The sequence below is a fragment of the Winogradskyella wandonensis genome, assembly GCF_004346845.1.
GTDB classification, from domain to species: domain Bacteria; phylum Bacteroidota; class Bacteroidia; order Flavobacteriales; family Flavobacteriaceae; genus Winogradskyella; species Winogradskyella wandonensis.
This window is the reverse complement of the sequence record NZ_SMGI01000002.1, coordinates 339218-353118: the sequence shown is the minus strand read 5'-3', so window position 1 is coordinate 353118 and position 13901 is coordinate 339218. Positions and strand designations below refer to the sequence as shown.

Annotated in this window: 8 protein-coding genes and 2 tRNA genes; 8 read left to right on the top strand and 2 right to left on the bottom strand. The window is 35.3% G+C overall.

Going from position 1 to position 13901, the window contains the following annotated elements; translation table 11 throughout:
• Positions 1 to 24: 24 nt before the first annotated feature.
• Positions 25 to 1176 (top strand): 2-amino-4-hydroxy-6-hydroxymethyldihydropteridine diphosphokinase, encoded by a 1152-nt coding sequence (gene folK / locus DFQ05_RS06410; protein ID WP_132704572.1) that lies wholly within the window; start codon positions 25 to 27, stop codon positions 1174 to 1176.
• Positions 1148 to 1627: a GyrI-like domain-containing protein gene (locus tag DFQ05_RS06405; RefSeq protein ID WP_132704571.1), complete on the top strand. Its 480-nt coding sequence runs from the start codon at positions 1148 to 1150 to the stop codon at positions 1625 to 1627. Before folK ends, DFQ05_RS06405 begins: the two co-directional genes overlap by 29 nt.
• Before the next feature lie 42 nt (positions 1628 to 1669).
• On the opposite strand, the gene DFQ05_RS06400 is transcribed toward DFQ05_RS06405, so the two are convergent.
• Complete coding sequence (locus DFQ05_RS06400) at positions 1670 to 2287, bottom strand: class I SAM-dependent methyltransferase (protein ID WP_132705096.1); 618 nt, start codon at positions 2285 to 2287, stop codon at positions 1670 to 1672.
• Positions 2288 to 2392: 105 nt separating this feature from the next.
• Complete coding sequence (locus DFQ05_RS06395) at positions 2393 to 2932, bottom strand: RNA methyltransferase (RefSeq protein ID WP_132704570.1); 540 nt, start codon at positions 2930 to 2932, stop codon at positions 2393 to 2395.
• Between the two features lie 109 nt (positions 2933 to 3041).
• Here DFQ05_RS06395 and mutS point away from each other — a divergent pair, with 109 nt between their 5' ends.
• From mutS to DFQ05_RS06365, 6 genes are all read left to right on the top strand, one after another.
• A complete protein-coding gene (mutS, locus tag DFQ05_RS06390) occupies positions 3042 to 5654 on the top strand; it encodes a DNA mismatch repair protein MutS (RefSeq protein WP_132704569.1) in 2613 nt (870 codons plus the stop codon).
• Positions 5655 to 5748: 94 nt separating this feature from the next.
• A tRNA-Gly gene (locus tag DFQ05_RS06385) sits at positions 5749 to 5820 on the top strand.
• Between the two features lie 50 nt (positions 5821 to 5870).
• A tRNA-Leu gene (locus DFQ05_RS06380) sits at positions 5871 to 5955 on the top strand.
• Positions 5956 to 6125: 170 nt separating this feature from the next.
• Positions 6126 to 8948: a helix-turn-helix and ligand-binding sensor domain-containing protein gene (locus DFQ05_RS06375; protein ID WP_132704568.1), complete on the top strand. Its 2823-nt coding sequence runs from the start codon at positions 6126 to 6128 to the stop codon at positions 8946 to 8948.
• 307 nt (positions 8949 to 9255) lie between these two features.
• Entirely contained in the window at positions 9256 to 12438 is a 3183-nt protein-coding gene (locus DFQ05_RS06370) for a glycoside hydrolase family 2 TIM barrel-domain containing protein (RefSeq protein WP_132704567.1), read from the top strand.
• Between the two features lie 7 nt (positions 12439 to 12445).
• Positions 12446 to 13882 carry a carbohydrate-binding protein gene (locus DFQ05_RS06365; protein WP_132704566.1) on the top strand — a complete coding sequence of 479 codons (1437 nt, stop codon included), beginning with the start codon at positions 12446 to 12448 and terminating at the stop codon, positions 13880 to 13882.
• The last annotated feature ends 19 nt before the right edge of the window (positions 13883 to 13901 follow it).

Genomic DNA, 13901 nt, shown 5'->3' with positions numbered 1-13901 from the left:
TCTTTTAGTTATTTTGGGCATTCAATGAAACCATCAAAACTAGTTTATATAGCGCTTGGCAGCAATAAAGGTAACAAACTGCAGTATTTGCAATCTGCTGTAGATGCTATTTTTAAGCGTATTGGCGCAATAAAAAAGCTATCTAAAGTTTACCAAACACCTGCGCTAGGGTTTGACGGCGAGCCGTTTTTTAATGCCTGTGTTAAAGTAGAAACAGAGCTTAAACCTAAACAGCTTCTTAAAACACTTCAATCTATTGAGAAGGATTTAGGACGTGCTAAAAAAACAACTTCTGGTTATGAATCTCGGGAAATAGATTTAGATATTCTGTTTTACGATTCTGAAATTATAAATGAGAAGAACTTAACTATTCCGCATCCCGAAATTCAGAATAGAAAATTTGTGCTTCAGCCTTTATTAGACGTTTTGAAGGATTTTGAACATCCGGTTTTAAATAAAACGATTGAAACCCTTTTGGAAGAATGTAGAGACGATTCTTCTATAGAACCCATAAATATTTGGCTTAAAAACCCTAAGAAAAACTATGCGTTTGGCAACTATAATTACATAGCTATTGAAGGGAATATCGGTGCCGGAAAAACAAGTTTGGCTAATAAAATTTCTAACGATTTTAATGCGAAATTAATCCTAGAACGTTTCGCCGATAATCCATTTTTGCCCAAATTTTACAAAGAGCCAGAACGGTATGCGTTCACTTTAGAAATGTCTTTTTTGGCGGATAGGTATCAGCAAATTAGTGACGATTTATCACAACTCGATTTATTTAAAGATTTTATAGTGAGCGATTATGATGTGAACAAATCACTTATTTTCTCTAAAGTAACGTTGCCAGAAGATGAGTTTCGCTTATACCGAAAATTATTTTATCAAGTCTATAAAGATATCGCTCGGCCAGATTTGTACGTCTATCTCTACCAGAATACTGAAAGACTTCAAAAAAACATAAAAAAACGCGGACGTAAATACGAGAGCGACATCAAAGCTGATTATCTTGAAAAAATCAATGCGGGTTATCTAGAGTTTTTAAAATCTCAAACTGATTTAAATGTAAAAATCATTGATATTTCTGAACGTGATTTTGTAAAAAATCGTGAAGACTATCTATGGATTTTAAATCAAATAAATAATGAAGTACAGGCTAGTAGAAACGAATAAAATTTATGTTGTCGGTCTAAGTTCTGAAGCTAATTTTCAAAGCATCAGTCAGGTAACCCCACGGTTGGCAAAACAATTTATGCCAAGATTAGGAGAAATTTCTAATAGAAAAGACAATTACACGTTATCACTTCAGAGTTATAAATGCTTCGATTTTTCTAAATTCAATCCAACCGAAACATTTGAAAAATGGATTGGCGTTGAAGTATCTAATTTAGATGATGTGCCTCAAGACATCGAAACTTTTACAATTCATGCTGGTAAATATTTGATAATTGATTTTAAAGGGTCGATTCCTGAATTTATAAAACAATGGCAATACATACATTCCACTTGGTTGCCAAATTCTGAATTTGAGCTAGATAATCGACCACATTTTGAGCGTTTACCACCGAGTTACAGTCCGATGAATGAAGTGAATGAGGAAGAGATTTGGATTCCGATAAAATAATTTTTTTGTATTTCGGTGTCACACTGAGCGCAGTCGAAGTGCTTATAACGAAATAAAAAGCGTCGTCACAATCCGACCATCCTTTTCGCTCAAAATAATCTCATTTAAAACTACTGTTTCTTTTACTTCAAAATTAAAAGGCTCAGCCAAAATATCTACACCACTATGTTGTTTTAGTCTGATGCCTTGACTCGCAATTTTATCTTTGTTTGGAATAAAATCACCAATAGGAATATGCTCTGTTAAGATGATGTATTTATAATCTGAAAGCTTCTTCAAAATATCCTGAATTTCAGAATTTGATAAATGCTGAAGTACTTGTCTTAAAATGACACAGTCAGCTTTTGGTAAACTATCTTTTGAAATATCGAGGCAATGAAATTCTAAGTTTTCAGCTTTAAAAAGTTGTTTGTTTCGCTGAATTAATTCGTCAACAATGTCAATGGCAAAATAATGTTTGGTATAATCAACAAAATGTTTTCCAATATTAAAATCGCCACAACCCAAATCGCAAACGGTCAATTTTTTGTCATGAGATTTTAAAAAATTTATGACCGCTTCAACATATGGTTTGGTAATTTGTTCCTCATGAGAACCTTCACCCGAATAAAAATCCGAGCCATCAGTTCCCCAAAGTTTCTGCTCGTAGATTTGCTGCATTACGGCTTTTGTTGGCCAAGGTTTCTTCGGACGATTCAAAGTTTATAATTTAATATTCAGTATATTAATGAGAATAGCGGAGCAAAGTCTTCCCTTTGGGAAGATTTAGATGGGCTGTTTTTTTAGTTTAGAAAACACATCCCAAATCACAACACCACAACTCACCGAAATATTCAAAGAATGCTTTGTACCAAATTGTGGAATTTCAATTACGACATCACTCGCATCAACCACATTTTGCGACACACCTTTAACTTCGTTTCCAAAAACAAAAGCATATTTGGTTTCTGGTTGAGGTGAAAAGTCGTTAAGCATTGTGGCGTTTTCGGCTTGCTCAATAGAACAGATTTTTACGTTTTCTTCTTTTAGCTTTTCAATAACATCCATGGTGTTTTCTGCATATTCCCAATCTACGGTTTCGGTACTTCCAAGAGCTGTTTTACGGATATCGTTATGTGGCGGTTGTGCTGTGATGCCGCAGAGATATATTTTTTCAATCAAAAACGCATCACTCGTTCTAAACACCGAACCGATGTTGTTTAGACTTCGGATGTTGTCTAAAACGATAATTATGGGCGACTTTTCAGCTTGCTTAAATTCTGAAACATCCAATCGGTCTAATTCGCTATTTTTTAGTTTTCTCATGTTGAAATCTTGGCATTTTTGTAGATAACTTATCGGTTTCAAGCTTTATAAAACTAAGCTATTTAGCTACATTAGCAATCTTACAATTAAAGCAAAAATACACAATCCATTGGCTAAAAAGGCAAAAAAAGAAACACCGTTAATGAAGCAGTACAATGCCATAAAGGCAAAGTATCCTGATGCTTTATTGCTGTTTCGTGTAGGTGATTTCTACGAAACCTTTGGTAGTGATGCCGTAAAAGCATCCAAAATATTGGACATTATTTTGACCAAACGTGGCGCTGGTAGCGAGAGCGAAACGGAGTTGGCCGGCTTTCCGCATCATTCCTTAAATACCTATTTGCCAAAATTGGTGAAAGCTGGCGAACGTGTGGCAATTTGCGACCAGCTCGAAGACCCAAAACAAACCAAAAAGATTGTAAAACGTGGTGTTACAGAATTGGTAACGCCTGGCGTTGCGCTTAATGATGATATTCTGCATTCAAAATCTAACAATTTTTTGTGTGCGGTACATTTTGATACAAAATATATCGGTGTTTCGTTTTTAGATGTATCTACAGGTGAGTTTTTAACCTCTCAAGGTAATGCCGAATATATAGATAAGTTACTTCAGAATTTCAGTCCGAGTGAAGTCCTGATTTCAAAAAAATGTAGAAAAGAATTTTCTGAAACTTTTGGGACTGATTTTCATACCTTTTATTTGGAAGATTGGGTATTTCAAGCCGATTATGCTAATGAAATCTTAACCAAACATTTCAACACAAAAACGCTCAAAGGTTTCGGGATAGAAGATTTATACGAAGGTATTATTGCTTCTGGTGTCGTTCTTCATTATTTAAGCGAAACACGACATAATAAATTAGAGCATATTGCCACGATTTCGAGAATCGCCACGGACGATTATGTATGGATGGACAAGTTTACCATCAGAAATTTGGAGCTGTACCATTCTACCAATTACAATGCGGTAACGCTTATTAATGTTATTGATAAGACCATTTCAGCTATGGGCGGACGCACGCTAAAACGTTGGTTGGCATTGCCATTAAAACAAGCCGATAAAATAAAGCAGCGTCACGAGGTTGTACAGTATTTGTTAGATAATGAGGCTGAACTTCAAAAGATTCAAAATCAGATAAAGCACATTGGTGATATTGAGCGTTTGATTTCGAAAATAGCGACGACTAAGGTTAATCCGCGAGAGGTCATTCAGCTTAAAAATTCGCTTGAAGCTATCGTTCCCATTAAATCTTTAGCTGAAAATTGCAAGAATGAAGCCTTAAGAATTCTCGGTGGAAATTTGAATAATTGCGATTTGCTTCGCGAAAAAATTAAGCAAACCCTTAACGAAGAAGCACCAGTTAACGTTTTAAAAGGAAACACAATTGCTGAAAGCTTTTCTGCAGAATTAGATGAGCTGCGAGGTTTATCAAAATCTGGGAAAGACTATCTCAATAATATGCTTCAGCGCGAAAGCGAGCGCACGGGAATCACTTCACTGAAAATAGCTTCAAACAATGTGTTTGGTTATTATATTGAAGTAAGGAATTCGCATAAAGACAAAGTACCAGAAGAGTGGATTCGTAAGCAAACTTTGGTAAATGCCGAACGTTATATTACGGAAGAACTCAAAGAATACGAGGCTAAAATTTTGGGTGCGGAAGAACGTATCCTTGCCATCGAACAACAATTATTTTCAGACATGGTACAATGGATGCATCAATATATTCTACAAGTGCAACAAAATGCACAACTCATTGGTCAACTCGATTGTTTATGCGGGTTTGCAAGTCTGGCAAAAGCTAATAATTATAACTATCCGCAAATCGATGATAGCTTCGCCTTAGAAATTAAAGACGGTCGTCATCCGGTTATAGAAAAGCAATTACCATTGGGCGAAGCATATATTGCTAATGACGTTTATCTCGATAGAGAATCACAACAAATCATTATGATTACTGGGCCAAACATGTCTGGTAAATCGGCAATTTTAAGACAAACGGCGTTGATTGTGTTGTTAGCTCAAATCGGGAGTTTTGTGCCAGCCAAAGAAGCAAAAATCGGATTAATCGATAAGATTTTTACACGTGTTGGTGCAAGTGATAATATTTCTATGGGTGAATCTACTTTTATGGTAGAAATGAATGAAACGGCATCTATTTTAAATAACATTTCGGACCGAAGCTTGGTGCTTCTCGATGAAATTGGTCGTGGTACAAGTACTTACGATGGTATTTCTATTGCTTGGGCAATTAGTGAATATTTACATGAGCATCCAGCAAAACCAAAGACATTATTTGCTACGCATTATCATGAATTAAATGAAATGACTGAGACATTTAATCGCATCAAAAACTTTAATGTTGCTGTAAAGGAGTTAAAAGACAATGTACTTTTTGTGCGAAAGTTGGTTGAAGGCGGTAGCGAACATAGTTTTGGTATTCACGTGGCTAAAATGGCTGGTATGCCGCAGCAAGTGATTCGTCGAGCAAATAAGATTTTATCAAAACTAGAAAAATCTCACTCGAGCGAAGAGCTTACGGATAAAGTTAAATCACTTAAGGACGATTTACAACTGAGCTTTTTTAATCTGGACGATCCGCTTTTAGAAGAAATAAAAGACGAAATATTACATACAGATATAGATACGTTGACGCCAGTAGAAGCTTTGATGAAGCTCAACGAAATAAAACGAATGTTACTTAAGAAGAAGCAAGCTTAAAATAATTTCAATTTATTTTTAAATTATACTTTGCTTTTTTAAGAAATAGTTTAAATTTGCATCCGCTTTTAAGGCGAAAAGTTCTTTAAAAACTGCGAAAGTAGCTCAGGGGTAGAGCATCACCTTGCCAAGGTGAGGGTCGCGGGTTCAAATCCCGTCTTTCGCTCTATACTTTAATAAAATATACCAATTTGATTACATTGATGTAATCGAGATGCTGAAGTGGTGGAATTGGTAGACACGTTGGACTTAAAATCCAATGGCCATTATGGCCGTGCGGGTTCAAGTCCCGCCTTCAGTACATACGAAAAGCCGAAACGAAAGTTTCGGCTTTTTTCATTTATACCCAGAAGACCTTTTACACTAAACTATCTTTAAACTGATGCCTATACATTAGTGTTGTATATTTCCCTATAAACTCAATAATAATAGTATTTGTTATGTTTTTACTACCTTAACAAAAAAAATCTCATGAGATTAAAGCGCATTGGTAAAGCAACTAAAGGGCTTTTTGCTCTAGCTATTCTAATTTCATTTTATTCCGCTTCACAAGAGCTTCCTCCGATAGAACGATTTGCGCCCCAGGACTATAAGGGAGATGATCAAAATTGGTCGATAAGTCAAGATGATAATCAAAATATTTATGTAGCCAATAATAGAGGTTTATTAGAATATAATGGAGCTAGATGGAATCTGTATACAATACCAAACCAAAGTATTGTTAGGTCTGTTGCTGTCGTTGAATCCAGGATTTATACAGGAAGCTATATGGATTTTGGCTATTGGGAAAGAGATAAGTATGGAACACTTAATTATAATTCAATAACAAAAGAGTTAAAACAAGAATTAATTGAGGATGAGGAATTTTGGAATATCATAGCTTACAACAGTTACATAGTATTTCAATCTCTTGATCGCATATATATATATGATCCTAGTAAAAAGTCTTTCGGAATTATTGAATCCAAAACTCAAATTGTTAAATCCTATCGTACAGAAGATGCTGTTTATTTTTTTGAAAAAGATGTAGGTGTCTCTAAGATTCAAGACGGAAAGGCAAGCTTAATAATCGATTCAAAATCGATCCAAAATCATAATATAATCAATATTTTTTCTAGTGGAAATAGTTTGTTAATTCAAACTAGAGAAAATGGATTTTACAGTTTTGAAGGTGCTGATTATGATAAATGGAATATTTCTACCAACAGCTTACTTTCTTCGGTTAGCGTGTACAATAGTTTAAGACTGCGTAATGGTAATTTTGTTTTAGGAACAATTTCTAATGGCGTCTTAATATTAGATAGCAGTGGAAATTTATTGTATCAGATTAACAAAAATTCGGGATTATCTAATAATACTGTATTATCAACATTCGAAGATAAAATGGGTAATGTTTGGTTTGGTTTAGATAACGGTATTAACGTTATTAATCTTAATTCGCCTTATCGCATTTATCAAGATAACGAAGGTTATTTAGGTACAATTTATGCTTCCGAAAAAACCAATGATTATTTGTATTTAGGAACTAATCAAGGGCTATTTTACAAGTTGTTAGATTCTCAAGACAGGTTTAAGCTTGTTCCTAACACAAAAGGTCAGGTTTGGTTTTTAAAAAAGATAAGGAATCAACTTTTTTGTGGGCACGATAAAGGCAGTTTTGAAATTAGCGATGGTAAAGCAATACCAATTTCTAATAATGATGGCGTTTGGAAAATTAGCAAAATAGAGAACAATTCTAACCTTCTTATTGCTGGGAATTATAATGGACTTAGCATCTTAGAAAAAGACATAAATAATCGCTGGAAGTTTAGAAATACGATTAGAGGTTTTAATATTTCTTCGCGATATTTTGAGTTTATTGATAATAAGAACATTTTAGTTAGTCACGAATACAAGGGTGTCTATAATTTAGAGCTTTCGCAGGATTTCTACAACGTTGTCGATTATAATAAAATTGATATCGATAAAAGCATTGGGTCAGGTTTAGTAAAGTACAAGGAAAATATTCTATACAGTTATAGAGACGGTATTTTTCAATATGAAAATGAATCAAAGTCTTTTAAAAAAACAGATATTTTTAAATCGTATCATTCAGAAGATAATTATGTCTCTGGGAAATTGGTCAACCAAAAAGCTGATAGAGGACTTATAGCGTTTTTTAAAGATGAAATAGCGTTTTTGAATCCAGGTATGCTAGCAGACGAACCTACAATAAGGACTATATATCTACCAAGTAGCCTAAGAGGTAGCAAGTTAGGTTTCGAAAATATACTGAGTTTAGATGACGGTAGATATTTATTGGGTACAACGAATGGTTATCTAATAATTGATGCCAATAAATACAATTTAAATGAGTATGAAATTGCAATAGATAAAGTTTCGTATTCAAAACTTCTTCAAGATGAAATTGCTGTTTCTGTTAGTGAACCTGTTGAGTTAAAAAGTCGAGAAAACAATCTTTATTTTAAGTATAGTGTTCCTGATTTTCAGAAACTAGTTCCCTCTCTCTATCAATATCGACTAGTTGGGATTTATGATTCTTGGAGCGATTGGTCTTCACAATCTTCTGTTTTTTACGAGAACTTGCCTTATGGTAATTATACGTTTGAAGTTAGAGCTAAAGTAGGCAGTAAAATGTCATCTAATATGGCGACATACAATTTCTCTATTGCAAAGCCTTGGTACGCAACAGGATGGGCAATTGTAGGCTATGTGTTTCTATTTTTAATTATTGCGGCACTTATACAATATTTAAATAGACTCTATTACAAAAGGCAAAAACGACAATTATTATTGGCCAAGGAAAAAGAGTTTGAAATTACAGCACTAGAAAATGATCGAAAAATAATGGAGTTTAAAAATCAGTCACTCCAAAAAGATATTGAAAATAAAAGCAGAGAGTTGGGTATTTCCACGATGAATCTTATCCGTAAAAATGAATTTCTTAATTCACTTAAAAAAGAGCTGAATGCGCTTAATAAAGGAAATGAGCTCAAAAAAATTATTAAAATAATAGACAAGAATATCAATAATAATGAGGATTGGAAATTTTTTGAAGAAGCATTTAATAATGCAGATAAAGACTTTCTAAAGAAGATTAAAACGAAGCATCCTTCATTGACTCCTAACGATTTAAAATTATGTGCCTATTTAAGGCTTAACTTATCTTCAAAAGAGATTGCACCTCTTTTAAATATTTCTCACAGAAGTGTAGAAGTTAAACGATATCGTTTGCGTAAAAAGATGGATTTACCACATGAAGCCAGCTTAACAAATTACATTTTGGATATTTAGTACATTAACATTTGCTGTTTAAAACACAACATTACCTATACAAATGGAATTAAAGCGCCGCTGTCATTAGGTTTGGCTTGTTATATAAGTAGCTGTTAGACAGTTGGTTGTGTATATTAACTGAGAATTTATCAAAAAATTATACTTTTATTTAAGATGTATATTTTTTATTGTGGTTAATTTTATCAAATTCGCATTATATACACTTAATTTTACTAAATCTGCGATGGGAAGCTCTTTTTGCTACAACGATGTAGTTCGTGTCATCGAAGATTAATATACGTTACTTTACAATACAACTACCAACATGAAAAGATTATTTCTGAGTTTATTAGTACTAAGTATTTCCTTTTCTGCGCTATCACAATCTGCAAGTGTATACGTGCAAAAAGTCAACGACGGGCAAAAGCTTATAGTTAACGGAAAAGAATTTGTTATTAATGGTATCAATTGGGATTATGTGCCAATCGGAAATGGTATCCTAGACAAAGGTATTTGGAATAGTTCTGATGACATCATAAAATCTGCACTAGATTCAGAAATGCAGATATTTAAGAATATGGGTGTAAATGCTATACGCACCTACGGTTTAGAGCCGCGATGGATTACTTACATTTATGAGAACTATGGCATATATACAATGCTTAATACGCAGTTTGGAGCTTATGGACTTACAATAAATGGAGCATGGACGCCACAAACAGATTACACCGATGAAGCTACTCGTAAAGTTTTAATGAAAGAAGTAACCGACATGGCCAAAAAGTATAAGAATACGCCAGGTCTTTTACTTTACATGGTAGGTAACGAAAACAATTATCATTTGTCTTGGACCGGCGCGGAGACAGAAGCAATCCCTATAGATGGCGTTGACCCTGGAATTCGACTAGCAGCTGAAGGCCTCTACAAAGCCTTTAATGATGCGGCTATAGAAATCAAGAAAATAGACTCTTCTGTGCCAGTAGCCATATGTAATGGAGATTTATTATATCTAGATATTGTTAAGCAGTATTGTACAGATGTAGATATTTACGGAACAAATATGTATCGCGGGATTTCATTCGGAGATGCTTTTCAAAGAGTAAAGGATGAATTGGACAAGCCAATTTTATTCGCAGAGTTTGGTGCAGATGCGTTTAACGCTAGAGATAATAAAGAAGATCAATACACACAAGCGTATTATAATTTAGGTAATTGGAAAGAAATTTATCAGAACGCGGCAGGTGTGGGAAAGGCAGGAAATTCTTTAGGTGGATTTACCTTTCAATCTAGTGATGGTTGGTGGAAGTGGAACCAGACTAAAGATTTCGATGTTCACAACACAGTTGCCACTTGGCCTAACGGAGGCTACTCCAGAGACCAAGCTAAAGAAGGCGATTTTAATATGAATGAAGAGTGGTTTGGTATCTGTGCAAAAGGTCCAACCAACGAGAGAGGTTTGTACGATTTATACCCAAGAGCGGCATATTATGCTTTAAAAGAAGCGCATAGAATTAATCCTTACGAAGAAGGTGTTGATGTAGATTTTATAGAAAATTACTTTAGCAACATCAACATTATGGACGCTGTTTTAAGGGCTAGAGGAGACAAAGCAGCTTTAGACGCTATGGATGGCGGAAAGTTAAGTATTAGCAGACTATCGGCTAATTTTTCAACCTTTAGTACTGGCGGAAGTTTAATAACTACTCCTGAAACACCTGATGAAGATAATCCTACTCAAAGGCCAAATCAATTAGGTTTTGATCATATGCAGTCATTCTTTATCGGCGTAGAGGCAAAACCTTCTGCCAATTTAAGGGCAAATGTAGATTTTAACATCGTCGGAAATGTAGCAGGAAATCCAATTAACGAAATATTTTACGAAAGCATTACACGACCAGTAGAAGTAGATGAAGATAACAATGTTGTTAACAACGGCGAGCGAATTACACTTTATCAAGCAGCGTTCGAGTGGAATGCCAAAGATTTTGATATTCGCGGATTTTATAGAACTGGTCACTATCACTGGGGTTACGAAGGTGATTTCTTTGGGCTTTATCCAGAAGCAAACTACGGTCCTAATTTAGATATTTATGGCGGTGAAATATTAGGAGCAGAGATTGATGGTAAAGGTGCTTTTAAAGGTTTAAAAGCAGCTATTGGTCCACAATTATGGTGGGGAGCAAATCCTACCATGTTATTTAAGTATTCAAAAAATTATAAAGGTTTTGACATTACAGGTATCTACCAAAGAGATTTCGAAACGGATATTCAAATCGACCCTGAAACAGGAGAACGTGTTCTAGATGCTAATCAAGTACGAAGTGGTATTATACCACCATTTCCTGCTGAAAGAGCAACTTTAGCTGTTGAAAAAGATTTTGGAAAATTTAATATTAAGGTCGGTGGAATGTGGGCTGGAAGTCCACTAAACGGAACTACCTTTCAGGATGTAAGAGGCACACCTGGAAATTATGTGGTGTACACGGATAAAATTCAGTCTAGCGATAATTGGGGAGGTAAATTTAAAGTCACGTATCAAGGCGGTCGTTTTAATTGGTACGGACAAGCATCTTACATGGGCTTAGTAGCCAATGGTGGTGCAGACCAAACACAAACATTTACTGGCTGGAGATTAAGAGACTCAGGTAGTGGAAATATGACGAATATATTGTCTGGTTTCACCTATTCTATTGGAAAGTTTCAAATCGCACCAAATTTCATGTTCCAAAAACCTTTAATCGATGCAATGCCAAACGACGTTCAAGGTCCTGGGCGATTAAGAAACTTTATTGACGATCCTTTCGCTGTACGAAACGGAAATCGTGAAACTTATGGTTACGAAATGTTGGTGACCTACGATCCAACTCCTGGCACATGGATGTACGAATGGAATAATGATCGAGCAGAAGATGCAAAATTTGCAGCTAACCTTGGCTTTACTTATCGCCGTTTACCAACAACCATGGATGGCCATATAGGTTTCCAAGCAGACCGTAGTTTGTTAAGGTTTGGTCAATCAGCACCAGCTGAAGATTTATGGGAAATTAATTCTAGAATGGTATCTAAGCTAAATAACGAATTAGGTATAATTGGTAATTTCTATTATGGAAATGGCCAAGCAAATGGCGATAGTGATAGATTAATTAAGCGTTTTGGAGGTGACATTAGAGCCATCTACAAAAAGATGATGTTGCAAGCGCATGTAAAAATTAACGACTGGGGACCTTACGATTACCATAGGGATTTTAACCTCACCTTCCCAACGCAGTTGATGTTAGATATATCGACAAGTATAAGCAAACCAGACTGGTTTTTATTGCCAAGTACAAGAATCGGGATTAGAGGCACATGGCGTTCTTTAAATGAATTTTCACCAAGATTCTTACCGCTTGCTCCAGACCCTAATGCAACTAACCCTAACCAACCGCCACCAATTAGTCCAGTTGGCTTTCCAAATGGTCAAGAATGGGAGATTAGAACATACGTAAATATTAACATTGGAAAATAGTTTTAAGATGAAAATAAATAGAAGTATACATAATATAGTATTTGTTTTTACGCTGCTATGCTTGGTTGTGTCATGTGAAAGAGGATTGTCAGAGGATGTTCAGTTTGCTACCTTTCCAAAGAATGGTGATATTTTTATAGATGCACCGGTAAGTCTTACAGACGAGTTTTTTGTATCATTCGACCCTGCGGGTGGTGCAAATCCAGATGGATTTGGGACTGACAATAACGAGGCTTTTCAAGGAACAACGTCGATAAGAGTAGACGTGCCTGCACCTAATGACCCTGCAGGTGGTTTTATAGGCGGTATATTTTTAGACCGTGGTGATGGTAGAGATTTAACAGGTTTTGATGCCTTAACGTTTTGGGCCAAAGGATCTACTACAGCTACTGTTGGTCTCGTCGGTTTCGGAACAGATTTCGACCAAAACAAGTTTGCAGTTACCCGAGAAAACATTCAGTTGTCTACAGATTGGAGAAAATATACAGTGCCAATTCCAGATGCTTCAAAATTGGTACAAGAAAAAGGAATGTTTATTTTTTCTGCAGGCACAAATAGTACTAATGGTTTTGGATTTACCTTTTGGATAGACGAGTTGCGTTTCGAAAACTTAGGAACAGTAGCACAACCAAGACCAAGAATTTTTGATGGACAGGATATCGTTCAGCAAGCTTTTACAGGAACAACACTAAATGTTTCGGGATTATCTCAAATATTTAATATTGCCGATGGAAGTAATGTAGAGGTTAGTCCAGCACCAGCATATTTCAATTTTGAATCGTCAAACTTAGACGTAGCAATAGTAAATGAGTCTGGAGAAATCCAAATCATTGGTGAAGGTACAGCAACTATCACAGCACAACTTAACGGTGTTGCAGCCCAAGGTTCAATGGAATTAACATCCGTTGGAAGTTTTAATTTTGCACCAACACCAACACAAAGCCCAGAATCAGTCGTATCGTTGTTTAGTGATGCCTACACAGATATTCCTGTATCTAGATATAATTCTTTCTTCGAACCATTCCAAACAACACTAGGTGGTGTATTGCCAATAGGAAACCAATCCATAATTAGTTACACTAACTTAAATTTTGTAGGAATTGTATTTAACGATGTTATTTTCCCTGCTGAAGCAGTTTCTCCAGTAAATGCAACGAATCTAAATACTTTACACATAGATATTAATGTGCAAGAAGCATTGCAGGCAGGAGATAGACTATTATTACAATTAACAAACTATGGTTCTACTGAAACTGTTGGGTCTTACTTAATAAACGGAAGTGAATTGCAACAAGATGCCTGGGTGAGCTTCGATATTCCGTTATCAAGTTTCTCAGGTCTTTCAGATAGGTCTCGAATTGGCTTACTGTTGTTTAATTCAGAAGACGGTCCTGCTAGTCCAACCATATCTAACATTTTTGTAGATAACATATACTTCTATTAATTAGAGAAAAATAAATAAA

Bases quoted from the DNA above. Each gene is read 5' to 3' on its own strand.
- DFQ05_RS06365 (WP_132704566.1), top strand. From the start codon at position 12,446: ATGAAAATAAATAGAAGTATACATAATATAGTATTTGTTTTTACGCTG.
- folK (WP_132704572.1), top strand. From the start codon at position 25: ATGAAACCATCAAAACTAGTTTATATAGCGCTTGGCAGCAATAAAGGT.
- DFQ05_RS06405 (WP_132704571.1), top strand. From the start codon at position 1,148: ATGAAGTACAGGCTAGTAGAAACGAATAAAATTTATGTTGTCGGTCTA.
- DFQ05_RS06400 (WP_132705096.1), bottom strand. From the start codon at position 2,287: ATGCAGCAAATCTACGAGCAGAAACTTTGGGGAACTGATGGCTCGGAT.
- DFQ05_RS06375 (WP_132704568.1), top strand. From the start codon at position 6,126: ATGAGATTAAAGCGCATTGGTAAAGCAACTAAAGGGCTTTTTGCTCTA.
- DFQ05_RS06370 (WP_132704567.1), top strand. From the start codon at position 9,256: ATGAAAAGATTATTTCTGAGTTTATTAGTACTAAGTATTTCCTTTTCT.
- DFQ05_RS06395 (WP_132704570.1), bottom strand. From the start codon at position 2,932: ATGAGAAAACTAAAAAATAGCGAATTAGACCGATTGGATGTTTCAGAA.